Origin of the sequence: Kineothrix sp. MSJ-39 (genome assembly GCF_018917935.1) — a bacterium.
Taxonomy (GTDB): Bacteria; Bacillota; Clostridia; order Lachnospirales; family Lachnospiraceae; genus CAG-194.
The window spans coordinates 1-25,521 of record NZ_JAHLPN010000012.1 but is presented as its reverse complement, the minus strand read 5'-3'; the positions used below and the strand labels follow the sequence as shown (position 1 = coordinate 25,521).

19 protein-coding genes, 1 CRISPR repeat array and 1 riboswitch are annotated in these 25,521 nt (G+C 42.3%); of the genes, 1 reads left to right on the top strand and 18 read right to left on the bottom strand.

The annotated features are described in order from the left end of the window. Window positions 1-7 precede the first annotated feature (7 nt). The 18 genes from KQI22_RS08850 to KQI22_RS08765 all read right to left on the bottom strand — a co-directional run bounded on the left by KQI22_RS08850 (window position 8) and on the right by KQI22_RS08765 (window position 24,815). Window positions 8-1,570, bottom strand: coding sequence for a cobyric acid synthase (locus KQI22_RS08850; RefSeq protein ID WP_216551719.1), 1,563 nt, complete (start codon window positions 1,568-1,570; stop codon window positions 8-10). Between the two features lie 63 nt (window positions 1,571-1,633). Then, window positions 1,634-2,785, bottom strand: coding sequence for an ABC transporter ATP-binding protein (locus KQI22_RS08845; RefSeq protein WP_216551718.1), 1,152 nt, complete (start codon window positions 2,783-2,785; stop codon window positions 1,634-1,636). Further along, window positions 2,782-3,798 carry a FecCD family ABC transporter permease gene (locus KQI22_RS08840; protein ID WP_216551717.1) on the bottom strand — a complete coding sequence of 339 codons (1,017 nt, stop codon included), beginning with the start codon at window positions 3,796-3,798 and terminating at the stop codon, window positions 2,782-2,784. The genes KQI22_RS08845 and KQI22_RS08840 overlap by 4 nt, the downstream gene beginning before the upstream one ends. Next, on the bottom strand, window positions 3,795-5,405 hold the full coding sequence (locus KQI22_RS08835) for an ABC transporter substrate-binding protein (protein ID WP_253293577.1): 1,611 nt from the start codon (window positions 5,403-5,405) through the stop codon (window positions 3,795-3,797). Before KQI22_RS08835 ends, KQI22_RS08840 begins: the two co-directional genes overlap by 4 nt. Next, window positions 5,383-5,700: a hypothetical protein gene (locus KQI22_RS08830; RefSeq protein WP_253293576.1), complete on the bottom strand. Its 318-nt coding sequence runs from the start codon at window positions 5,698-5,700 to the stop codon at window positions 5,383-5,385. The genes KQI22_RS08835 and KQI22_RS08830 overlap by 23 nt, the downstream gene beginning before the upstream one ends. 74 nt (window positions 5,701-5,774) lie before the next feature. Continuing rightward, entirely contained in the window at window positions 5,775-7,064 is a 1,290-nt protein-coding gene (locus KQI22_RS08825) for a sirohydrochlorin cobaltochelatase (RefSeq protein WP_216551716.1), read from the bottom strand. A gap of 207 nt (window positions 7,065-7,271) precedes the next feature. Beyond that, window positions 7,272-7,447: riboswitch (cobalamin riboswitch) on the bottom strand. 95 nt (window positions 7,448-7,542) lie between these two features. Continuing rightward, window positions 7,543-9,669: an ATP-dependent helicase gene (locus KQI22_RS08820; RefSeq protein WP_253293575.1), complete on the bottom strand. Its 2,127-nt coding sequence runs from the start codon at window positions 9,667-9,669 to the stop codon at window positions 7,543-7,545. Window positions 9,670-10,293: 624 nt separating this feature from the next. Then, window positions 10,294-11,785: direct repeats of the CRISPR family, unit length 32 nt; unit sequence ATTTCAATCCACGCTCCCGCGAGGGGAGCGAC. Between the two features lie 164 nt (window positions 11,786-11,949). Next, window positions 11,950-12,240, bottom strand: a complete 291-nt coding sequence (gene cas2 / locus KQI22_RS08815) for a CRISPR-associated endonuclease Cas2 (RefSeq protein ID WP_216551774.1) — start codon at window positions 12,238-12,240, stop codon at window positions 11,950-11,952. Between the two features lie 8 nt (window positions 12,241-12,248). Then, complete coding sequence (gene cas1c, locus KQI22_RS08810) at window positions 12,249-13,280, bottom strand: type I-C CRISPR-associated endonuclease Cas1c (protein WP_216551715.1); 1,032 nt, start codon at window positions 13,278-13,280, stop codon at window positions 12,249-12,251. A gap of 3 nt (window positions 13,281-13,283) precedes the next feature. Next, window positions 13,284-13,943, bottom strand: a complete 660-nt coding sequence (gene cas4, locus KQI22_RS08805) for a CRISPR-associated protein Cas4 (RefSeq protein ID WP_216551714.1) — start codon at window positions 13,941-13,943, stop codon at window positions 13,284-13,286. Continuing rightward, window positions 13,933-14,784, bottom strand: coding sequence for a type I-C CRISPR-associated protein Cas7/Csd2 (gene cas7c, locus KQI22_RS08800; protein WP_216551713.1), 852 nt, complete (start codon window positions 14,782-14,784; stop codon window positions 13,933-13,935). Before cas7c ends, cas4 begins: the two co-directional genes overlap by 11 nt. Beyond that, the gene (gene cas8c / locus KQI22_RS08795) at window positions 14,784-16,637 is read right to left on the bottom strand and encodes a type I-C CRISPR-associated protein Cas8c/Csd1 (RefSeq protein ID WP_216551712.1); all 1,854 of its coding nucleotides are present in this window, start codon (window positions 16,635-16,637) and stop codon (window positions 14,784-14,786) included. The genes cas7c and cas8c overlap by 1 nt, the downstream gene beginning before the upstream one ends. Continuing rightward, complete coding sequence (gene cas5c / locus KQI22_RS08790) at window positions 16,637-17,371, bottom strand: type I-C CRISPR-associated protein Cas5c (protein WP_216551711.1); 735 nt, start codon at window positions 17,369-17,371, stop codon at window positions 16,637-16,639. The genes cas8c and cas5c overlap by 1 nt, the downstream gene beginning before the upstream one ends. A 14-nt stretch (window positions 17,372-17,385) precedes the next feature. Next, window positions 17,386-19,869: a CRISPR-associated helicase Cas3' gene (gene cas3, locus KQI22_RS08785; protein WP_216551710.1), complete on the bottom strand. Its 2,484-nt coding sequence runs from the start codon at window positions 19,867-19,869 to the stop codon at window positions 17,386-17,388. A gap of 232 nt (window positions 19,870-20,101) precedes the next feature. Further along, a complete protein-coding gene (locus KQI22_RS08780; RefSeq protein WP_216551709.1) occupies window positions 20,102-20,389 on the bottom strand; it encodes a hypothetical protein in 288 nt (95 codons plus the stop codon). Next, window positions 20,386-20,841, bottom strand: a complete 456-nt coding sequence (locus KQI22_RS08775; protein WP_216551708.1) for a hypothetical protein — start codon at window positions 20,839-20,841, stop codon at window positions 20,386-20,388. The genes KQI22_RS08780 and KQI22_RS08775 overlap by 4 nt, the downstream gene beginning before the upstream one ends. Before the next feature lie 217 nt (window positions 20,842-21,058). Beyond that, window positions 21,059-22,483 (bottom strand): glycoside-pentoside-hexuronide (GPH):cation symporter, encoded by a 1,425-nt coding sequence (locus KQI22_RS08770; protein ID WP_216551707.1) that lies wholly within the window; start codon window positions 22,481-22,483, stop codon window positions 21,059-21,061. A 1-nt stretch (window position 22,484) separates the two neighbouring features. Beyond that, a complete protein-coding gene (locus KQI22_RS08765; protein ID WP_216551706.1) occupies window positions 22,485-24,815 on the bottom strand; it encodes a beta-glucosidase in 2,331 nt (776 codons plus the stop codon). A gap of 131 nt (window positions 24,816-24,946) precedes the next feature. On the opposite strand from KQI22_RS08765, the gene KQI22_RS08760 reads away from it, so the two are divergent. Beyond that, entirely contained in the window at window positions 24,947-25,354 is a 408-nt protein-coding gene (locus KQI22_RS08760; protein ID WP_216551705.1) for a hypothetical protein, read from the top strand. The last annotated feature ends 167 nt before the right edge of the window (window positions 25,355-25,521 follow it).

Here is a 25,521-nt window from a genome sequence, read left to right as displayed (position 1 = left end):
CTGCATCTTACACCTTTGCTTCCCGCAGCATTCCGTATACCGCATCCATATCCAGATATTCCCGCATGGTTTCTGCCAGCTTATCATACTGCTGTTCTTTAAATGCCGCATAGTCTGTCATGCCTGCATGCAGGCTTCTGCCCTTTCTTTCCGCCAGTGTTTCCGCAATGCAGTATGCCAGATCACCAGCATCAAAAATCCCGTGCACATAGCTGCCATACACATTTCCAGCCATACAGCCATCTGTATATACCGGTGCATACCCGGATCGATCTGTATGCATATCTGTCGCAAGATGCAGCAAACCTGAAGCCCTGTTTATTTCTTCCTGCATATCTGTGATCTTCACATCGATATTTTCGCAATAAGAAGTCTCTCCCATATGGATCTCATAACCTCTGATGCTCTGCCCGGATAAGCAGGAGAAGATACCTGCTACCTTGTCAAATGTACCTGTTACCTGCCTGGTCTGCTTCTGCAGCTTCAATACCGTTCGGATTGGCAACAGTTCCATGCCCCGAATACTTCCGCCTTCTTCCGTCTGCTCCGGGTCATCGATCTGCTCTCCCAGCATCTGATATCCGCCACAGATACCAAATACCGGATTATCTATTGCAAACCGTTTGATCGCTGCCTCCATGCCACTCTGTCTCAGCCATTTCAGATCCCCGATCGTATTTTTACTGCCCGGCAGAATGACCATATCTGCCTGTTCCAGTTCTTTTGGCTGGTTTACATAAATCAAATTCACATCATCTATCTGTTCGAAAACCGTAAAATCGGAAATATTGGAGATCCTTGGCAAGCGGACAACTGCGATCGTTACCACGCCATTTCCTTTTTGGGTAAAACGGGTTGTCAGGCTGTCCTCATCATCCAGCGAAAGCTTCATGTACGGCAGGACCCCACACACTGGAATCTGCCCTCTCTCCTCCAGCATTATGATCCCCGGATCCAGAATGGTTTTATCGCCACGGAACTTATTGATGATAAGTCCCTTCACGCGCTCTCTTTCTTCGTCCGTCAAAAGCATTAACGTTCCCAGAAGCTGCGCAAACACACCGCCTCTGTCGATATCCCCGACCAGAAGCACCGGCGCATCTACCAGCTCTGCCATTCCCATGTTCACAATGTCGTTTTCCCGCAGATTGATCTCTGCCGGAGAACCTGCGCCCTCGATCACAATGATATCCGCCTTTTCAGAAAGCTTCCGAAATGCCTCCCGGATCGCCGGAAGCAGCTTGGGCTTATAGGTAAAATAGTCCTTCGCCGCCATATTACCAAGTACCTGACCGTTTACGATCACCTGACTGCCGCTGTCATTGGTCGGCTTTAACAGGATCGGATTCATACAGACGTCCGGTTCTATTCCTGCTGCCTCTGCCTGCATGACCTGCGCCCGTCCCATTTCCGCGCCGTCCTTTGTGATAAAGGAATTGAGTGCCATATTCTGTGATTTAAAAGGTGCCACACGGTAACCGTCCTGTTTAAAGATCCTGCAAAGCCCTGCCACCACAAGACTTTTCCCTGCGCTTGACATTGTCCCCTGCACCATGATAACTTTCGACATATTATGTTAACTCCATCTTTTCTGCCTCTGCATCTCTGTATTCCGTTTCCTGTACATACTGCTTCAGCCTTCTATCACTACTTCTTCCACCTGTCTGAGCTTCCCGCACTGCTCCGCATACGATTGCAGCTCTCTACATGCCTCATTCAATGGGCCAAATGTATCCAGCAGGCAAATACAGCCTGCACACGCATCGATCCACTTCTTCGCTTCTGTAAGCTGCTGCTCACTGATCGGATAAAAGGCTTTTTGTGCCACCACCTTGACAGCCAGTGCTTCTGCAATTCTGTATTCCAGATCATTTTCCGATAAGATACCTGCGGCAAACGAAATTCCTTCCCGCTGCAATTTTCTGTAAACGGAAATCCCCGTACCGCCACCACTGATCACAAATACCTCCGGGGCACTACCGCCTTTTGTATCTTTTTCCGCATCTGTTTGTTTTCTGTCTTCCGCATCCAGCATACAGGGAACGCCCAGCAGCGGATCAAATGCCGCATCAGCCACACCATACAGCTTCTGTACTCTGTTACCGCTGAAGATCTTCTCCGGTGTATCGATCACGATACCGCCATCCTCCACACACGCGATCAGATCCGAAACCTGCTGTGCCAGATCCAGCTCATGCAGTGACATGATGACTGCCACGTTTTTCTCTCTTGCCAGCCGTCGTATCCCAGACAAAATGTCAAGCTTATAGCGGATATCCAGATAAGAGGTCGGCTCATCCAGCACCAGAATCTCTGTTTCCTGACAGATCGCCCGCGCCAACATAATACGCTGTCGTTGCCCATCGCTAACTTTATTAAAATCCTGCGCCGCCACATCTTCTGCATGCACAAATGCAATGGCTTCCTCTACCTTCTGCCAATCTGCCTCCGTTAAAATACCAAGCCTTCCGGTATAAGGATAACGGCCTGTCGCAACGATATCACGACAGGTCATCAGTTCCGGTCTGATATGCTCTGTCATGACCATTGCCAGTTTCCTGGCAATCTCCGCCTCTTTCATCGTTTCCATTGCCTGTCCGCCCAGAAAAATACTGCCACCCAGTGTTTTCAGTTGTCTGGTGACACTCTTTAAAATAGTGGATTTCCCGCATCCGTTTGGTCCGATCAAGGTTAGCACTCTGCCCGGTCTGACACGCAGACTGATCTCTTTTACAAGAGGGCTTCCGTAGCCCACTGTCAGGTTGTCTGTCTGTAACCCACTCATAAGCTCCCCCTCCTCTTTTTCAGCATCATCACTAGGACAACCGGTACAAGCAATACTGCCGTTACAGAGCTGATACTGATCTCGGTCGGTGCAAATACTGTTCTGGCAATCCCATCACAAAACAGTGTAATGACCGCGCCTCCCAGAAAACAGCCAGGGATCAGCAGAAGCGGCTTCGCCGTTTTGGTCAGTGTTTTGACCAGGTGCGGAACGGCAATACCCACAAAAGAGATCGGTCCTGCAAATGCTGTTACACAGGCTGACAAAATGCTTGATAACAGGATCAAGAGGACACGCAAAAGTCCGATCCGCACGCCCATATTCCGGGCATATGCCTCTCCCATCTGATAAGCACTGATCGGCTTTGCCAGAAGAAAGGACACGCATACACCAAGCAATACCAGCACCGTCATCAGCCGGACAGACTGCCATGTCATACCGGAAAAGCTGCCCAGTGACCAGTTATGCAGGTTGACAATATTGGAATCATCCGCAAACGTTACACAGAAATCGGTGATCGCTGAACAGATATATCCGATCATAATACCACAGACAACCAGCATGGACATATCATGCACACGTACGGAAACAAGCAATACAAATCCCATTGCCAGCAAAGAACCAAGAAAAGCTGCTGCTACCATGCCCCAGGAAGAAAGTGTGATCCCTTTTCTGAGGAACGCTATCATTGTGATCGCCACAACTAACTTTGCACCGGACGAAATACCCAGTACATAAGGACCCGCGATCGGATTTCCAAAGAAGGTCTGCAGCAAAAAGCCGGACACGGAAAGTGCCCCGCCTAAAAGCAGTGCTGCCAGTATTCTCGGCAATCTGATCTCCCATATGATGTTATATGCCGTCCCATTTTCCTGATCTCCCAACAGGATCTGTCTGATCTGTTCTCCGGTCAGTGAAATACTGCCACTGCAGATATTCCACCAGATCACCAGCCCCAGCAGGATAAAGATCAATAAAAAGGACAAAATGTAACGTTTTCTTCCTGCTTTCATTTTACCTCTTTCAGATACTTCAGTTCATGCGAAATATCTCCCGTCATTACTGCGTGCAAATCTTCAATAAAAGACGCGATCCCGGTTGTCTCCTGGAAAAAGTTAGCCGTTGTACAATATACCTTTCCCTCTTTTACTGCCTTGAAATCAGCAAACAACGGGCTCTTGGCAAGCAAAGTATCCACACTGTCAAGTTCTCCTTCGATCGTGCTGTTATAGATCAGGATATCCGCATCCTTTGTCTGCGCATAGAAATCTTCCATCTGCATATTCATGGTGGAAAGCGAATTTTCATCTTCTTCGCTGGCAGCCTGCGGTAAATAACTGCCACCTGCAAGCTGTATCATTTTGGCAATGTAATCTCCCGGCTTTCTGATGTTTACCGAGCCATTGGAAGTCACATAGAAAAATGCCATCGTCTGATCCGTTGCATCCTTTTTCATGATCGGTTCCACCTTGGCAACCTGCTCCTGATAAAAGGCATCTGCCTGTTCCTCTTTTCCAAATAATACACCATACAGCCTGATCCATTCAAGCCTTCCGAGCGGATGTGTTTCATAACTGGAACGTTCCACCAGAACAGGGATTCCAAGTGCTTCCAGTTTTTCTTTTACTTCCGGATTATGCAGGATCATTGTATTTTCAATGACAAGATCGCAGTTCTCACTGATGATCTTCTCATAATCAGGCTGATTATACTTGCCCGCATATAAAATATCTCCGTTTTCCATTGCCTCTTTTGCTGCCTGAATATACCAGTCCTCCTGCTTTGTACCGGATAGTCTGATCTCATCAAGTGCATCTATCGCCTGTAAAAGATCCATGACTGATGTGGAAACCACATAGGCTTTTTTCGGCTGTCTGATCATTGTCACATCTGCGGGCAGGTTAGTCACCGCTTCTTCCCCATCCGGGACAAGCAAAAACCGCTCGTCTCCGATCGTGATCATTTTATAAACGCCATATTCCTCTATCTGAAACTGCGTCGCATACAAAAGTGATACGTCGCCCGTTTTTTTCAAAGTTGTAAAATCAATTCCTCCGCCAGCTTCTTCTGTTTTTTCTTTCTGCTCTGCCGGCGTTTCCTTCTCATCAGGCTCCTGCCCTGCTTCATATTCTTTTTCTGCCCTGGCAAGTGCATCTTCATCCTGTCTGAAAATAAGCTGATACGCTATCTCATGAGGAACACTCATTGCCGTCGTATCCGCAACAACATCCACTTCACAATCCAGACCGTCGATCGGGATCGTAAACGTAGAATTTTCTTCCGGTGCAGATTCATCCACATACTTTTCTCCATCTACCAGCATATAATCATAATGCTTGCTGCTGAACACGATTTTTGCATATGCCTGTCCGTTTTCCACTGTAACAGAAGCGGGCGAGGCTACAGCAGCCTTGCCCGTTCCACCCAAAAGTTTTACATTCGCTGTATAACTTCCGTCCTTTATTGCTTCTTTTGTGCCAGAAGCACCACAGCCTGTCAGAAGGAGCAGCATGCCCAGTAATAACATGCCTATCCTGCTTCTGATCTTCGTTTTCTTCTGTATCATAAACGCTCCTTCTTTCCACACTGCTTCTTTTTTATTCTTCCACTGCTTTGGCATCTGCCACACTTACCTTGTGGTCATACCATTTGCCTTTTGTACCTAAGATCGCAAGATCAAATTCCTGATCCAGTGCTTCTACAGGTACATCAAATCCATATACTTCTTCCTCTGTACCATCTTCATACTTAACAGTATCTGTTGTCGGCTCTAAAAGCGCAGCACCATCTTTCTGTGCATCCTCTGCTGTTCCAACAAACAGATTTACAATATTTTTAGAAGCCAGACTGATATGAATTGTCATCTTACCGTCTTTTACTGTTAAAGTGCCCTGTCCGTCATTTGCTTCATTCACATGGAACATACTGCTGTCTGTATTGAAGGCTGCTGTATAGGTGCCATCTGCTAAGGCTGCTGACTGGTCATCACTCAGTTTTTTTTTTCGTCTGCTGCAGATGTATCTGCAAGATCAGCATTTGCGATTGCATCTGCTGTATGGTTTACATAAATCTTCTGTACATCAGCGATCTCGCCAAGACCTGCGATCTGGCAGTCGATAGAATCAAATGCACCGCTTGCTGTAAACATACTCTTCCAAGAATCATCGTCATCACCAGCCATATCATTATTGGCGTGGTCACCTGCTACAACCATAAGCGGACGAAGAACAACTTTCTTGTAACCTGCATCTTTTACTGCTGCAATAACGTTTTCACATGCAGTTTCTTCAGGCTCACCTTCTACTGTTCCGATGAATACGTTGTCATAGCCAAGCTCTACCATCTGTGAAGCCATCTGGCTGTAGCTTACTTTTGCTGTATGGGAAGTACCATGTCCCATGAATACAAATGCTGTACCATCTTCCTTTGCTGCATCTAATGAATCAAAACCTGCAGTCTGAACTGCTTCTGCTGTGATTGCCTCAGCAACTGCCTTTTTGTCCTCATTTACAGCGGAAGCGTCTGCTCCAACTTCACCGAGCAGCGGCTCAGCTACTGTAACGGAACCGAACTGATCCTGATATTTTTCAACTGCTTCTACCAGTTCATCATACTCTGCACCATGCATCAGATGTGTTGGCTGTACAACCAGATTTACAACGCCGTTATCAACTGCACGCTGCAGTGCCTGATCCATATTGTCGATTGCTTCATCATCTCTTGCCTGAATATGGTTGATGATGATCTGTGCTGTAAATGCTCTTCTGACTGACCAGTCAGGATTAGCTTCTGCTAATGCATCTTCAATACTCTTGATATCCTTTACACGGCTGTCATTAAATGATGTACCAAAGCTGACTACTAACAGTTCGTTTGCACCAATGCCATCCTCATTTAACGGATCATCCTTGGAAGCATCTCCTGTATCACGTCCGAAGTAATCAGGATCTGCATTTTCACCGCTTACAAGCTCTTTCTGCGCATCTGTCAGTGCATCCCATGCTTCTTTCGCTGCTTTACACTGTGCATCTGTTTCATCTGTTCTTTCCTGTACATAGATTGCATCGATCAGGGCTGCAACTTCATCTGCCTTTGCCTGATCATCTTCTGCATCTGTTGTCTCCGCGTCTGTAGCATCAGTAGCATCCTCTGTGCTGTCTGTTACGTCTGTGGCTTCTGTTGTATCTGCTGTATCAGATGCTGCGTTAGAACCACAACCTGTTACCATTGCCATAGTCAGTACTGTGGCAAGTAAAACTGTTACGATTTTCTTTTTCATAACGTCCTCCTTAAAAGATTTAAAATATAGTATGCATTTCATGGATGCGGTCGGGAAGATTTCGATACGTCATGCTTGTTTTCCTTTTCTGTTACAAAAGAAAAAATCCGGTATAACCGGATTCTTACAAGCCCTCAAAAGAAGCCATCTGTAAAAACAAACAGCCTGCCTTTGCAGTACGACCAATGCCTCGTGATCCGGGAACTTCCCTGTACCAAACAACTGGCAGGTTTCCTGGCTGAAAGATCATCACATGTCTTTTACCTTCCCAGCTTAGCCAGTGGCATATTGCAAAGCCATGCTCCTTTATCACAGTGACGAGATCGTACAGGAATCACACCTGTTTCCCTTTTAACCCTTGCATCCGCTATCCGGATCCGTTTTGATCAGACAGCCTGTGACGCGCAGGCACCATTTGTTTATCTATGAAACTGTGGCTAGTGTAGCACAAACTGCGGGACATGGCAAGGATAACCTGTCATTCCAGGGATAACAGATGGCTTCTGTATAATACTGTTCTATCAAAGACCTTCGGTGCCTGCTCTCCTGCAAACCGGATCGACACCTTATTACCGACCTGCGAGATCACTTTACCCGTGCCAAACTTTTTATGATGCACCTCTGCCCCCGGCTGCAGTCCTTTTTCAAATGTTTGATAGGCAGCTTCCTCTGCCATGTTCCCCTGTGTCTGCTCCTGCATCATTGCTTTGGAATATGCACTATATACCGTATTAACCGCTTTTACACTGCGCCCCAGAAGCTGATCCCGGAACAGGGAAGGCCTTTTGGTTGCAAATAAATAAAGCTCCTCCCTTGCTCTGGTAACTCCCACATAGAAAATCCGCCGTTCTTCCTCATAGGCTTCCAGTTCTTTGCCGTCCAGACGTTTTGCCGGTACTTCCTCCGGAAAAACACCATCCAGTACATCCAGAAGATACACACGGTCGTATTCGAGTCCTTTGCTCGAATGGATCGTCGACAGGATAAACGGACAATCATATACAGGCTCCTTATGCTGCATCACATCCTGTAAATAAGAAAGTCTGTTCAAAAAATCCTGTAAGGTATCTGTCCGCGCTGCAATGTTTTTCAGAATAAATACTTTATTTTCCTTCAAGCCTGCTCTTTCCAGATACTCCCGATAGCCCATATACTGTACGATACGCCCGATGGCTCTGCCCGCCTGCTCTGTCCGCATATGATTCAAATGCGTCCGAATTGATTTCAGGCTGCTAACTGTTCTTGCCTTCAGCCCACAATGATCGATCGCAGCGTCCAGTACCGGAATATCCCTTTCCATGCTGATCTGCACCGCCTGCATGGCATCCAGCTTTTTCAGATACATACTCAGCTTATAATAAATCTGCATAAAACTTTCCGTGTCATACGGATTCATTGCAAAATTTATGATATTTCTGATATCCTGCACGATCCGATGGGTAAAAAAGCCCAGCTCCGCATTTTTGATGCGATACGGGATCTGTTCATATTCCAGCAGATCCACAAGTGGGATCACACTCTCGTTATCCCGGTACAAAACCGCTGTCTGCTCACTGCAGCCATTTGCCACCTTTGCCAGATAGGTATACTGTGCCCCTCTGGAAGGCAGCTCGATCACATGCACATCCTGCTGTGCTTCTCTCGTAGCATGCATTTCCTTTTTATGCCGCAGGGTATTCTTTCTGATAAAATAATCTGCCCGCTCTACAATCCTCGCATTTGAGCGGAAGTTTTCCTCCATCAGAAGCACTTTTGCATTCTTATGATCTTTCTCAAATTCCAGAAGTGCCTGCGGGTAAGCCGCCCGAAACCCATAAATACTCTGATCCTCATCCCCGACCATAAACAGGTTGTCGTTAGCACCAGCTAACAGTTTAATAATCTCATGCTGGATCTTAGACGTATCCTGTGCCTCATCTACACAGATATAATGATACTTCTTTTGAAAATCAGAAAGTACCTGTGGCACCTTTTTGAGGATCGTATAAGCATGCAGTAACTGATCATCATAGTCCATCAGCTTTTCTTCCCGCATCCTGCTGCAATACCTTTGATAAATACGCGCAATCGGAATTCCTTCGCACGCCTTCTCGAATTCACGTATCTCACTTTCTGAAAGCATGCTATTTTTGATATAGGTAATGTAGGAACGAACACTCTGCAGATCACTCTCTGTCGGATATTCTCCTGCCTCCTGCACATAGATCTGTGACAGCATCCCTGCAATCTGCTTTTCATCTGTAAGCAGTTCAAATGCCGTCTTTCCGATCCTTCTGCCATACTCATAGATTACCTTTGAGCAAATTCCGTTAATGGTACGAAACTCCATCCGCGAAGCCAGCTCACTGCCAAAAAGATACCGGAAACGCTCCGCCATGTCCTTTGTCGCTGCCACTGTATAGGTCAGCGTCAGTATTTCCTCCGGGTATACCGAGCAGCACTTTACCATGTATCCAAGACGCGCCACCAGCACGGTCGTCTTTCCACTTCCCGGAACCGCCAAAAGCAGTACAGGACCTTCTACTGCCTGTACTGCCGTAAGCTGCTGTGGGCTGAGGGTAATATTCAGTTGGGTGAGGTGGGTGAGAAAATCGCTTTGTATCAATGGAAACTCCTGTAAAATAATATAATTTTTTATATATTACCACACTATTGGTATTGCGACCAAGTCTTCTATAATATAGGTCAAAAGCTACCTCAATTTTATTTTACACTTCTGTGAGTGGAATCGCCCTCAACATTTGCCATGCTGACAATCATCTTATTATTTCAATCCATACTCCCTCATGGAGAGCGACACATCCGGCAGAAGCATACGACCGGCGACAATCAATTTCAATCCACACTCTTGCATGTGGGAGCGACTAACTGCTTACTGCGCGCCATTAGCATCTGAACTATTTCAATCCTCACTCCCGTGTGGGGAGCGACTCTATCCTGCAGCAGTAGTGTATATGGCAGTGAAAATTTCAATCCACACTCCCGCGTGAGGAGCGACACCAGCGTGGATCGCAAAGTATATAGCAGTGCTATTTCAATCCGCGCTCCCGCGTGGGGAGCGACATTTACAAACAGCCTTTGTGAGATCAAACAGATGATTTCAATCCACACTCCCGCATGGGGAGCGACACATCCGGCAGAAGCGTACGACCGGCGACAATCAATTTCAATCCACGCTTCCGCGAGAGGAGCGACCATCCGTACGCTTGATTTAAATAAGGCACTGGCAATTTCAACCCACACTCCCGCGTGGGGAGTGACGCTCCTGTGGCATGAGTCAGTTCATGCAGCAACACAATTTCAATCCACACTCCCGCGTGGGGAGCGACGATCTACTCCGTTCGGAATCTGATCGAGTACATAAATTTCAATCCACGCTTCCGCGTGGGGAGCGACTGTCACATCGTGGTTCCGGACACAGGTGGCTTACCTATTTCAATCCACGCTCCCGCGTGGGGAGCGACATTTACATTACATCTGTCAACCGCAAAAGCCTTATTTCAATCCACGCTCCCGCGAGGGGGGAGCGACGCATAATATTTACAAAGACGATAATAGATTTCTATTTCAATCCTCGCTCCCGCGTGGGGAGCGACTAATATTTCTTATACTGGTTACGCTCCTGATGCAATTTCAATCCACACTCCCGCGAGGGGAGCGACTGGTTGGGAGAATGACATGGATAATGTAAACAATATTTCAATCCACACTCCCGCGAGGGGAGCGACTTAACTTACCAGGTCGAGAGCGCTGCTTTTGCGTTTATTTCAATCCACACTCCCGCGAGGGGAGCGACAGCAGCAAGAGCGACAATAGTTGAGATTGTAACAATTTCAATCCACACTCCCGCGAGGGGAGCGACGTTCTTCACCGTATTTTCGGTATCGTGATTTCACAATTTCAATCCACACTCCCGCGAGGGGAGCGACTTAACCGGAAATATCATTAAATCGCTCAGAGAAATTTCAATCCACGCTCCCGCGAGGGGAGCGACAATATTAGATAGCTTATCAATTATATCCTTGTGAATTTCAATCCACGCTCCCGCGAGGGGAGCGACGGCTGTTAGTCTTAAAATTACCGCCTTTATAAAGCATTTCAATCCACGCTCCCGCGAGGGGAGCGACTCAGATTCTTTGCTTCTTTATATGATGTTGAAACATTTCAATCCACGCTCCCGCGAGGGGAGCGACATCAGGTTAGGGCAGCTTCATGATTTTTCGATTATTTCAATCCACGCTCCCGCGAGGGGAGCGACATGCCTGACCTTTTCTTGCAAAAGCCTTCTTTTCTATTTCAATCCACGCTCCCGCGAGGGGAGCGACGGTGTTTGAACCTATAGTGACCAAAATCAAAGAATTTCAATCCACGCTCCCGCGAGGGGAGCGACTGTATTCCTGCTGCGCTTCAAAGCCAAATTCAGATTTCAATCCACGCTCCCGCGAGGGGAGCGACCTGCAGTATACCGCGCATTGTGCTCAGCTGCACAATTTCAATCCACGCTCCCGCGAGGGGAGCGACTGCCCTGCTCAATCGCCTGCATCATGTTCCTGATCATTTCAATCCACGCTCCCGCGAGGGGAGCGACGTGCAGACGAGCAAGTGGCCGCCAAGCATTGCGATTTCAATCCACGCTCCCGCGAGGGGAGCGACTCCCGGGGCTCTTTTTGATTAAGGAGGACACAAAATATTTCAATCCACGCTCCCGCGAGGGGAGCGACTGCAAAATTGCACAAAAGCAATTTTGACTAAAGTAATTTTTTATGCATTTCTACATACATTTTGATTCTTTATCATAATGTTAACTATTTTAATACACTACCATCATCAAAAAATTGGTGCGAACCCTCCGGTATTTTATGATTGCTCTACCTTCGCACTCCAATCATATGATCAATATCCCCTCCGGTTCATAAGTTGATTTCGCACCAAAATGCTCAATCTTGGTATCATACTTATTTCCCAAATAATAAAAACGTAAGCTATCCTCATCTTCTTTAATTAAGTGAACTAATTTGTCCTTTAATAGTAAAGCCTGTGATGCATCTAAACAGCATTCAAAAACTGAATTTTGTACCCTTTGACCATAATTGATACATTCTTTTGCCACTTTTCTAAGCCGTGTTCTTCCAGCTTTATCCTGCGTTGATACATCATATGTAACCAAGACCAACATTCTATCACCTACTTCCATAAAAATGGTGGATATTCCTCTATATCACCTCGAATTGTTCTCGCCAACAATAGAGCCTGTATATAAGGAACCAGTCCCCATTCCATTTTTTCCTTCAAAAACGGGTGCGTTATCAGCTCTCTCTTTCTATTCTGCCAGTTGTTGAAAAATATCTTTCTTCCCTTATCATTCAATAATACAGCTCCATCATCGCCTTTCATAAAACTGTCTTTTCGCACAGTTTTCGTATTGATTAAGGTCAACACAAATCTATCACACAAAATGCTTCTAAATTCCTCCATCATATCTAATGCCATGGATTCTCTTCCGGGACGATCTGTATGCATGAAACCCACAAACGGATCTAACCCGACACTTCTTAAAGCATTTGCACATTCCCTCTCCATTACTGCGTAAGCAAATGATAAAAGTGCATTGACACGATCCATTGGTGGTCTTCTGTTTCTTGTCTGAAATATAAAATCATCTTTCTGATTCAGAATCAATTCATCAAAAACCGAAAAATATCGAGATGCCAGTTCTCCTTCTATTCCCCGTAGTTGGTCTATATTATCTACAGTTCGAATTTTTAATAAGCCCTCTTGCAACTCTGCTGATATTTTTCTGATAGATTCATAATCTACTCTTTCTTTATGATCTCTGGCAGTCCGTTCTAATGTCCAGCGACTGTTATACACCTTCCCAATCATCATATTTTTTGCGTACTGTAATCCTTGTTCCTTATCATCCGATATTCTGTACTGCTGTTTTCTTAACAAGACATTTCCATATTCCTTGCCATGTACTCCTGCCAGAAATTTACCATGGGGTGAAAAAAAGCTTAACCCAATTTTACGTTCTGCGCAGGCACCCATTAATGCCGGTGATGCACCCTTATAGGAAAAACACATAATATTCTCTAACATATGTAATGGGAAACGTCTCTTTTCACTGTTCTCTGCTAATATTACAATATTTTCACCATCCAAAGACAAATAGGTCTCTTCTGATAAAATAAATAATGTATTTAATAACTTTCTCATATGTTATGTCTCCATTATGTGCTGATCAATATACTTACCGACATTTTTATTAGTATTCAGATTTGGAATACAAATATCTTTCAAGGAGCAAGCCCTGCACTTTTTCGTCTTTTTTACCTTGGGTGTGTATCCTCGATCCAATAATCGATGCATTTCCTTAACATCTTTCATTACATCATTTCTCAATTCTTCTGTAAATTCCACCTTAAATCGGCGTCTGTTTTCTCCATAAAACAAATAGCCGAACGGAACCCTTGTTTGAAATTTCTCTTCCAGACATATTGCCTGTAGGCACAACTGCTTTTCATCTTCATTTTCTTCCTTTAGTGTTCCTCTTTTATATTCTATCGGTGTAATATCCCACTGTCCCTCATAATTATGTAATGTAATACCATTTATAACCCGGTGAAATTCAACAATATCGCATTGTCCAGTAACACCTAGTTTCCTTGAAGATACTCTTAAGTTATGAACAGTCAACAGATCCCCTCTAAGTTCATATAATCCGTCCTCATGTGCCCTTCCATGCATCAACATACCTGATGTTGTCTGATAATTTTCTGCCCATTGCTGCTCAATATGTATTAATGCCCACTGTCTTTGACAAAAAGCGAAATGTTGTATACCGGACAACATCAGATACTCATCTTCTTTATATTCCATCTATAATCTCCGGTGTAAGACCTTCCAATTCATGTAACTCGATCTGATAATCATCTATTGATTGCGGATACACAACTCCTTCTCTTAAACAAACACTGAGACTTCTATGGACTTTAGCCGTCGAATACTGTCCAATTTTATTGTTATGTTTCCACCAGTATACTTTTACCACTTCCATACTTCCATCAGGTCTTGCAGCGGATGCATCGTTAATAAACAGTGTTCTTAAACTCTCCTTTATTTTTTCTGCGTCTTCTTCTGTAAATCCTGTTTTCTCCGCCAATTGAACATTGATAGATCCCTTGATCACATAAACGCCATATTCTACCATGTGTTTGGTTCCCATGGTGTCTGTCCCCTTTTTATCACCGGATTCTTCTCCACTAACACTTTTTGTAATTTGCATACTATTGATATCAATTGGATTCACACTCAACGCCTGATGGATCGATACCGGTCCTCTTACACCTACAGATACGCCTTCTCCCTTTTCTTTTCCCTTAAATGCAAATACTTGTCCAAAGCTTCTTACATCAATCCACTGCTGACATGCTTTTTCAGCAAATTCATCACTTGACTTATAATCTGAAATCACAGATGTAGCTCTTTTCTTTAAGGAATCATATCCGTCATCACACCTATCATTTGACTGTACAAAAATGTTTTCTCCCATATCCTGTAATCGATTTCGTATTTTTCTTTTTATGCAGACATCTGATATTTCACCATTTCCCGCATATGTAGTTCTTGGACGGTTTCCATTTAAAGGATCCCCATTCGGATTAGCATGATCAACTGCTACAATTACCTCAAAATCAATCTTATTTTTTAAAATACTCATTATACTTCCTCCTTTTTGTCATTGGACACTTCTTTTTTCGTTCTTAAATCTTTCCGTTGCAGGTAATAACCTAATAAATAATTTTCATTTAAAGGTTTGTTCATATAAGAAGGATCCACCTCCTTGTACAAAGTCTGGACAATATCCTCTATCATTTTGCTAATATAATCATTTTTTCCCGGATTCATTCTCCTAAGATATGGATTTAATTGATCCATTACGACCTTCCATGTTGCAAATGGACGATTCACAAAAGCCGGTTGCAATCTGGTGGCATTTGTCGAACGGTTCATTTTAAAATCCATCGCAAATTTTTCTGCATAATCTGCAATCGCCAGTAATCTTCCAAAAAGAAAACTCCTTTCTGTGATATCTTTCCATGTCTCTTCCATCAATTTCCACTCTCCTTCCTCTTCTCTTAATTTTTTTATGACAGCGCATGCTGTTGATAATAAATTCTCATATATGCCATCATCATATGCCTGCGGGTTTGATGCTTTTATGGTAATAGCCCGGACAATATCCCTTGGTATCCTTGCTCCATCCAAAATACAATGATAGATTCTGTCTGTCTGTTGTTTCAAAACCTTATCATTTACTTCAACAAATCTCCCCTGTAATGTACCAAAGGCATATCTTATAATTGCTTTGGCATCCGGTGTTTTTACAACAGGCTCATATTTTCCCGTATCTGCCGAATATTTTTGAAAATACCAACAGCAAGATGTTTTCCATGATAATAGTCTTTTCAAGAAATCCGAATACTGCAATTCATTATAGTAAGTTATGGAAAGTCTTCCCGTTGTTGCTGCATCCAGTCCCATAATAACAACTTCATCCAAATCCTGTAATTCCTGCGCCTGCCCTTGTATTGCACGATACAATTTTCTCCGATAAGATACTTCTATTTCAGCATCTGTTTCACTCAGATATAACTCCGCAAACGAATCATCAAACTGTGGAACCTTTTTCCCCTTTGGGTTCCAACAAATAAAAGTCCTTTTTTCCTTTTTCCCGATTGTTACTCCCTCTGTAGCTACAAGCCATCTCAAGGCATTATGAATTTTTTGTGATGCTTCATAACCAATACTGCATGCTTCATCAGCACTTACAAAACGACCTCGAAATGTAAAATTTGCAGTATCATTGGCAGATATGATCTTTGCTCCATAATCAGATGACACGATTCCCTTTGGGTGGTTCACTGTGATAATTGTTTTTTCCCCTGTAATTTGACATATAGACTGTATCCCCGTTCGCACTGAAAGATAGTATTTTGTATATGAATCCATTAGTTGTTTGTCTTCCCATGCTTTTTGGGAAGTGCTATCATTTGTCAAAATAATAAATCGCACCAGTGCTTTCTCATAAATGACTCCTTCGATCTTATTTTCACTCAGAAAGCCCTCTTCATCTAATTGGATAATCCCTGCACTGATCAGATCATTCAGCATATGTTTTTGTTTTATATAGAGATAAATTGCATGTTCCTTTTCATTCCGATATTCTGATTCATCCCAGTTCTGTAACTGCTTTATATACGCCTCATATTTTTTCTTTGTTGTTTGTTTTCCTTCTTTTATATATTGTTCATAGTCTCCTGCACAATAAGATAGGGTGTCATACAATGGGTGCGGTGCAACTCCGCTAGAGCGTCCTGCAGAGTCTTCTGTGACCGGGATCAGTATCTTAGGTTCACTTTTGGGCACTATATTTGCTGCTTTAAATGCTCCGTACATATCCAGTACAATTTCAATCTGGGCACGTGCCTGCATATGTGCCATTACTGGTAAATCCAGTTGTTTTCCCTTATTGTTTTCATATGTTTCATATAATTTCGACATCCATGACATCAGTTTTCCTCCTTTCCTGCCAGATTTTGAAATGTGACATCCACATTTTCAACATTATTTTCTCCAAATTTTTTCATTGGCATTTCACGTAGGGTTTTATGGATACATTCGCTTGGTCTGCAAAACTCTATAATTCCGTTTTTCATTACCGGATGCCAGAAATTCACAGTCAATTTACCTTTTGTTTCCTCAGAATATGCCTCATCAGGATATGTCATTCCATGATACATAAGTCCAAATGACATCTCCGGAATGTCATCATAAAATCCTTTTCCACTTCCAAACTCACATGGAACTACATATGCCTGACACTCTCGGCATCCCAGAAAAATATCCCTTCTTCCTCCTTTTTCAATCATTCTTTTTGCGATATTATGATGCTTATTTTCATTTCTGTCCTGCGACAGTTCCGGTCTGTTTTCGTTCCAGATAAAATGCGCTTTCACTTGATATCTGCATTCTTTCAGATACGTATAATACGACAAGTCATTTTTCCCCGTATCATATTTGATCGGTCTGATTCCTTTTGTTTCAGTCTGAATCGGATTCATAACTCTGATTTTGTCAATGATCCATATTATGGTAGGTTTCCAATAACAGCTATGTAGTACTCCTTTCATTGCTTCATATGTCGGAATCTGACTTGTAAATTTTTCTCCTCCAACTCGTGTTACCGGATCAGAAAATAATCCATAATCGCCAAGCACTTCAAATTCCACAAAATTATCGTGCATCTTCTCACTCCTTTCTAATGACAACTATCAAATTTCTTTGAAAAACCACAATCAGGATGATAGAAGTCTTGATTTATATAGTAAAATACTTCATCCTTTCCAATAGTGACCTGTATGATCACTCCCTCTTTTATCATTTCTATAAGCTGATTTTTCCATATCTGAACCGTATATCTGGAAGCCTCTTTTATTTTTTCTTTTCGAAAACCAATGTCATATTGTGCTTCTGCCGAACATAAAGAAACGATAATATCTTTACCTTTCTTATATGGTGCTATCACATCTACCGTATCTGTTTCAAATACGGTGAACTGCCTTCCCGCAGTCTTAAAGGCCTGACACGTAAAATAACTTTTTTTACTGCATACTACCTTATTATTTACAGATAGCAAATTCAGTAATGTATCCTCCTCACCCCCTTCTTTTAAAACTCTGTGATCAAAAGATCCTTTTCCACCAGATCCGTTCATATACTCATTAAATAGCTTCATATAATAATATCTTATTGCCTTTTCCCCTAAGAGATCATGATCAAAATCCTCCGGTGCAATTTGAAACGCCTCCAATAAACTGGCTGTACTGATCTGTGACTCTTTAATATCGCCAAGCATGGTCAAATTTTCTTCCTGCATGCGTATAATATATCCCTCCCCCGTTTTCCCATATTCAAAGCTTCTGTTGCATCTTCCAAATGCCTGCACAATACTATCCATACCTGCCAAAGATCTGATGACTACTTCAAATGAAAAGTCAATCCCTGCTTCCACTAACTGTGTAGCAACGCAGATCATCTTTCTTTTTAAAGCTAAACATTCACGTATTTCTTTCAGTAATTTATGTATTTTTTCCAATACATCCTGTCTGTTCTGCGCACACATTGCTGTCGATAAATGAAAAAGCTGAATCTCATCATCTTTTTGTGCTTTTAAACTCTCATACAGATTATGTGCCTGCTGCTTGGTGTTACATATTAAGAGTACAGACTTTTTCTTTTCCAGCCTGTCAAATGTAAAATTTACAATTTCATAATTTTTCATTCCACATGGTGTAACCAGATTATGTACCGCCACTCTTTTAAAGGCTTCTATTTGATGGGCATTTAAACTCACCATATCAGGCATTTTTTCAAAATCAATTGGATATATTACATTTTCCAAACAAGGCTGTGTTGCAGAGCACAGAACAATTGTTGTTTTGCAAAACTTTTGTAAGAAATTAACTACCATGTTAAATAGATGAATATCTCTCATAGGAAGATTTTGTGCCTCATCAAATACCAAAACACTGTCAGCTAATGCACTGAATCTTGTCACATATGCTGTTTTATCTGTGAACATATTCATTAATATCTGATACATCGTCGTAACAATAATCGGCTCTTTCCAATGATCACTAATTATATGTGCATCACTTATTTCTTCTTTTTTATCTTTATCCTGTACTATCCCGGAATGATACTCTCCAATTGCCTCCACATTTTTTGTGTAATCTTTTATTACTTTTGCATTTTGCTCGATGACGCTTAGCAGCGGGACAACAAATATTACCTTCCGTTTACCCAATTTAGCGGCTAAAGTATATGCATATCGAAGTGTACTTAGCGTCTTACCGCTTCCCGTAGGAACAGAAAGCTTATATATACCATCACCCCCATCGGCAAAAGCTTTACATGATTCAGATATTTGCCTTCTATAACTAGCAATTTCTGAATCATCCTGAATATTCCCCAATTTGCGTTCCATAAAATTTAACTGTTCTGTCCAAAATTCTTTTTTGACTATAGTGGATTTATGTATTTCTCCCAACATAAACTCTCTAGTGTCTGTTCTATCCCCATACATCACTACAGAAGTTATCATGCGGATCAACATTCCCCAGTAATATTGCTGTTCCACTCTGGGGTTATAAATTTCAGGTTTAAAAGTATTTCTTGCATGCCTGCTACACATATTTCTTGTAATATCCAAAAAGCATTCTACTTCATGCACTGCCTGCGTAAATTCCTGCTCTAGTTCCCTTTCGGAATGACACATTTGAAAATATCTGCTGATTGCCTCTTCATAATGAATAGCATCTTTCGAATAGAACAGCCGATGATCCAGTCCATTCTCTTTTTCCTGATTCAATGCATCAAATAACCCATGGTGAGCTCCTATTGCATATGCTATCAGCTCACTGGCTACTTTTTCATAAATGGACGCGGTTGCTGTGTGATGCTTTTCGAGTATGTAAATTGCTCCTGTAAATGAATGAATTACCCTTTTATTTGATGTTTCCTCTGTATTTTCTGTTTGTTTTTTTAGATATTCCTGAAATTCATCTGTCAGCTTTCCCATGTCATGAAGCCATGCCGCAAGCCTAATTGTATGTTCAAAACCTTCAATCCCTACTCTTTCATATGCATACTCTGCTGTGTGGTCACAATGCTCTTTTACACTCTGTTTTCTTTTGTCCTTTGATATATGCGCACATAGCTGTTTTTCTTTTATTTCATTCATTGATACACCTTTCTAATATTTTCTTTGCATTTTTATTATATCCTTTATTTTTCGTTTGTCATCAGTCAATTCCGACAGCAGGGACTTTTCCCTGCTGTCTTTTGGTTAAAATCATATTATCACACATTAAGTCCTATAATTGGTACTAAAAAGCCTCTTTTGTAAAAAATTATAATTTTTTACAAAAGAGGCTTTATTTTACTTGTTCAGTGATAATTTTACTCTAAATATCTCACTTTAATCCAATTTTTCTTAAATATGATTGTGTATTACTTGTCTCACTAACTTGAAATGTATCTCCTATTTTTTCTACTATCAGTGTGGGGCTTGGCTGTGTTTCCAAATCATTTTTTAATCCTCTCGGCTTACTGGCGGAAGGCTGTGCAAAAATTATTTTTTGATTGATGACAAATACACGTTGCTGTGCTAACAAATCTGTATCCAACTGGTTGTTAATACAATATTCTCGTGCAGACTTTTTGGCACTTTCAATATCTATTATATTAGCAGTAACTTTCATAGCAATTCCCCCTTCTCCAAGATATACCATTTTCCAATAGAATTATAGATTGCAGTATTATTTTGTTTAAATTCATTAAGAACTTCTTTATTTCCATCCGATGGCATCAGACATATATCGTCAATTCCGGGATGTGTATGTCCACTCCATCTATATCCCTGCATACACAATAATTTCGCATATGCCTTGGATACATTTACATTTGTTTTATTTCCTCTAATTATAAGTCTTGTTTTGCCCTTTGTAAACATGGCAAATTCATCCCCTGTAGCGGCTGTCAAAGCAGATAAATCGGATAATTTAATCTTTTTTCTGCTTATTAAACATCTACTGTCATATTCCCTTAGTAAATTCAATATAAATTTTTGCCTGCTAGATAAGGGAATACCAAAATGAAGTACAGCACTTGAATTACCTCTTGCACCACTTCTCTTCTTAATGTTATTTATCATATGCATTTTCCTTATAAATATGTTATTTGTGAAAATTCGCCCGAATGGACAAAATATGAATATAAAAATTCAGATATTTAGATATGTTTAGTATATTCCTACTCTTTTAAAAAAGCAACTGCAAATGTACTTTTCGAAATCCATATCAAAAAATATCTGAAATTTTCACCCAGCCCTCACTGGCACGAAAATTCCAGATATTATAATATAATACTTCCTATTTCCTCTCTATCAGCCTTGCATACTCCTTTTCATCAATATGATACTTCTTCCTCAGAATGATATACGATATCAATAAGGCAATTACCGGTATCAGCACCATGCCCAGTCTGAATACCAGTGCCTGTGAGGTTGTGATTTCTCCGATGTATTGATTTGCTTCCAATAAAGCGCCTTCGCTTGTAAGCGTCCCCTTATTAACTGCAATCTCCAACGCACTGATTGCCTGGCTCTTTGCATATATGCCGCTTATGAGCAGCACCAGTGTTGACAGTCCCTGGTTGATGCCGCCCGCAAGCTTCACGCTGAACGAACGCACTGCGGATATCACGGAGTCATGTCGCTCATGAAATCTGGCTTCATCATATTCGATCGTATTATTGATCATGACAACTATCGCCAGATTCATCAGTCCCTGAAAGAAGAATATAATAAATCCTATCGTATTCAGAAGAATCACATTTTTCGGCAGTACATATCCAAAGCCCATAAAACATGCATATCCCACTAACAGAACAATAAAACAGACCGTCAGAATTTTTTCTCTGGAAAAGTGTTTTGCCAGCCATGCATAGCTTGCCTGTGAGATCAGCATGCCAAGTCCATACATGACGGTGAAATAAAATACCAGATTGCCGCTTTCCGAATAGCCATATTCTATATAGAAGAAATTCACCCCAAAGATAACGAGAATGTTACAGGTTATATTAAAAAATATAGATGCAATTCCCGCTGCAACAAGCTGATCATTTCTTGCAAAGATCCGGTACATATCTTTTAATGACAGTTTTTCCGCCTGTTCTTTTCTGTTTCGTTCTTTGATCCCGAATGCGGTCAGCATTTGAAATCCGACAAGTGCCAGTGCTACAATGAGCGCAACCACTCTGTATGCATTTACAGCGTTCCCTGCTATGACAACAGGTACAACACCGGCAACGGAAAATTGTCCTATGCATACAAAAATACTCATGATCGTTACAAGCGAATCTCTGGTACCCGGATCCGAGCTTAATGATGGCAGCACGCCCCAATAAGCAATATCATTCATCGTATACGTCATGCCCCACAGCAGATAAAAGAGACTGTAAAATACAACAAATCCCCAGCCGCTTGGACGGATCGTAAACAGACACACGATCACTATCGCATTGCTGATACCCCCGATCAATATCCATGGTTTAAATTTACCCATTTTGAAATGTGTATTTTCTATTATAATTCCCATCAGCAGATCGTTGACTGCATCCCACACCATACAGGCTACCATTGCTACGCTGATCACCGCAAACTGTGCACTTGTCAGATTCATTGTATACTGCACATACAGGATCAGATACATGCTCACGAGTGCATATGCCGCATCTCTCCCGGTTGCTCCTATACAATAACTCCACTTTGTTCTTGCATCTAATTTTTCGTTCATACTATACCCCCTTGTTTGCTGAATCCACAATTTTCATAATCGTTTTCTTCTTCACAAGACCGCCGCTCTGATTACACACACTGTCAATATTTCCTTCCAGAATTCCTTCCAGCATCATTCTGACTTCCGGGTCTTTCACAGACTTTGGAAAATACATGAGTTTTGCCAGTATCTTTCCGATGCGGATCCACTTTCTTGCCAGCTTCGAATAAGGCTGCATTTGCACCAGTGAGTTTTTCGTTGTAAATTCTCCCGGTCTTCGATCCGAAAAATGGGTATGCGGATAGCTGTAAATCATATCAAATGCTTCTTCTGACAAAGGAACTCCGTTACTCTTTCGCAGCGGAGACGACATATCCGCTCCTGCTATCTCTATTTGTTCTGACACCCGGATATCCTGAACCGATGCTCCTACCTGAATCTCATAGATTCCACCAATGGTCTGGAAATCTCCGTTCTGATAAACAGTAAATGCTCTCTCCTCCAGCATGAGTTCAACTGTCTTCTTTTCGCCCGGATCCAGAAAAGTCTTTACAAAGCCTCTCAATTCCTTTGCCGCCCTAAATGCATCGGAGTCCGGATTTTTCACATATACTTGCGATACTTCACTGCCCGCTGCAGTTCCTGTGTTTTCCAACTGAAATGAAATATGTACATTTCCACTTGGTTCTTTTCTGATCTGCAGATCAGAATATAAAAACTGCGTATAACTTAATCCATATCCGAAACAATATCGGACAGGCACCTCAAACGTGTCATAGTAGCGGTATCCCACAAAAATGCTCTCTCTGTATGCAACATCATCCAAATGCTTCTTCTGCTCTGCCTGTCTGCCAAAATAACCATAGCTCGGAGCATCTTTTTCACTATATGGTATACTCTCTGCTAACTTTCCGGATGGATTTGTCAGTCCCAAAATGATCCTGACACAGGCAGCAGCTACCGCTTCACCGCCCAGATACAGATGCAGCAACGCTTTACACCTTGACGGCAGTTCCATGTCATAAGGCGATCCGCTGAAAGAAATAAAGCCTATCTGCTCGTTTATCTCCAATAACTGCTCCAGTAAAGCGGTCTGATTATCCGGCAGTTGAAAGCTTTCCCGGTCATATCCTTCTCCTTCGGCAATATCGGTTAAGCCCCCAAAGAATAAAACAGGAATGTTCTGTTTTTTCGCTTTTCTGACCGCATCTATCGCCTGCTTTTCCAGCTTCACGTTTCTTTTGAAGGACGTATTTTCATAGCCTCTTGCATATCTTACTGTTACACCGTATTTTTGAAATTGCTCTGTAAAAGAATCGATTCTGTCCGTATGGATATGACTGCTTCCTCCACCTTGTATCCTTGGCTGCCTTGCCAGATCCCCTATGAGTAAAACTTCTTTTTTCCCTGTCAGTGGGAGAAATCCATCATTTTTTAAAAGAACTGCACTCTCCTGCGCTATCTGCTCTGCCAGTTTGTGATTCTGTTCCCTGATCCATTCGGGAATCCTTTTCTTCTTGGCATTGCTGCTTTCATTGCCCTTATAGCATGCATTCAGCCGCTCTATTCTTTCCACTGCACCTTGCAATTTCTTCACAAAAGCTGCATCCTGTTTTGTTGTCTGCAAAATTTCTTCATAATGATTTCCAAGACTGTCCGGCATTTCCACGTCCATTCCCGCTGCTATACATGCAGGCAGATCAACACAGGCTCCCCAGTCGCTCATTACCAGTCCTTCATAGTTCCACTTTTTTCTGAGGATATCAGTTAAAAGCTGCGCATTTTCACAAGCCGGAACACCATTCAGATAATTATAACTTGCCATCACAGTTGCAGGTTTTGCCTGTTTCACCGCTCTCTCAAAGGCACTCAGATATATCTCATGCAGGGCTCTGTCATCAATCATGGAATTGCTTGTCATTCTGTGTGTTTCCTGACTGTTCCCGGCAAAGTGCTTCAGGGAAGTACCAACCCCACATTTTTGCATTGCATATATATAAGCTGATGCTAACTCTCCTGCCAGAAACGGATCTTCTGAAAAATACTCGAAGTTTCTACCACAAAGCGGAGATCGTTTGATATTGATCCCCGGTCCCAATACAACCGATACATCCAGTGCTTTTGCTTCCTGTGCCAATCCCTGTGCCATCTTTCCGATCAGATCTACATTCCAGGAACAGGCTATGCTGCTGGCTGTCGGGAAACAGGTCGCCTCATAGCTGTTATTATTCTTCGCACCATCTTCCTGTGCGCGGATTCCGTGCGGTCCATCTGCAACCTGGATCTCTCCTATATGCCATGCTCCATGTCCGGTCACAGTCCTGCACATTTCTTCAAGACTTTTTCCCATAAAACACCTCCGCTCCGATGCTTTTCTATAGTCTCAACATAACATCTCCTGCTCGTTATCTATATTATTTTTATGTTGTTATATATCAAATTTATTATATAATAGAAACAGAATCAGAATGGAGAAATGCAATGGATAAAAATGCTTCGAAAATCAATTATGAATTTTTAGATTCGTCCAGGAATTTTATTTATGATGCGCGAGAAACGGGTAAAACACATACCTCGTTCCAATATGAAATCGTATTGTTTACAGCTATTAGAAATGGGGATATTCACGGTGTTAAGATGTCTTTGGAGCTGTATCAGAAGTCAGGACTCATTATCGGTCATATGTCCAACAATCCTTTAAGAGAAATTCACTACTGGGCTGTTGCCACCATTGCAGTCGCTATCCATTATGCCATTTTAGGCGGACTGGACGAAAGTGAAGCATACCAGTTAAGTGACAGATATATTCAGGAAATTGATTTGCTAAAGACGATGGACGAATGTATCGATTATCTTTGCCGAAAAGCAATGGAGCTGGTGAGTGTGTGAATAAAACTCTGTAAATGTAATCTTCTATGATAATGATTGGGCTGAAGGCTCTCAAATGAGCATTCAGCCCTTGCTTTATATATAACAGTGTCGATTCGAGCATGTCAAGAGCAGGCGAAAATTTCCGCCTGTAAAACAAGCTTTAAAGTTACTATTCGGGCAATCGG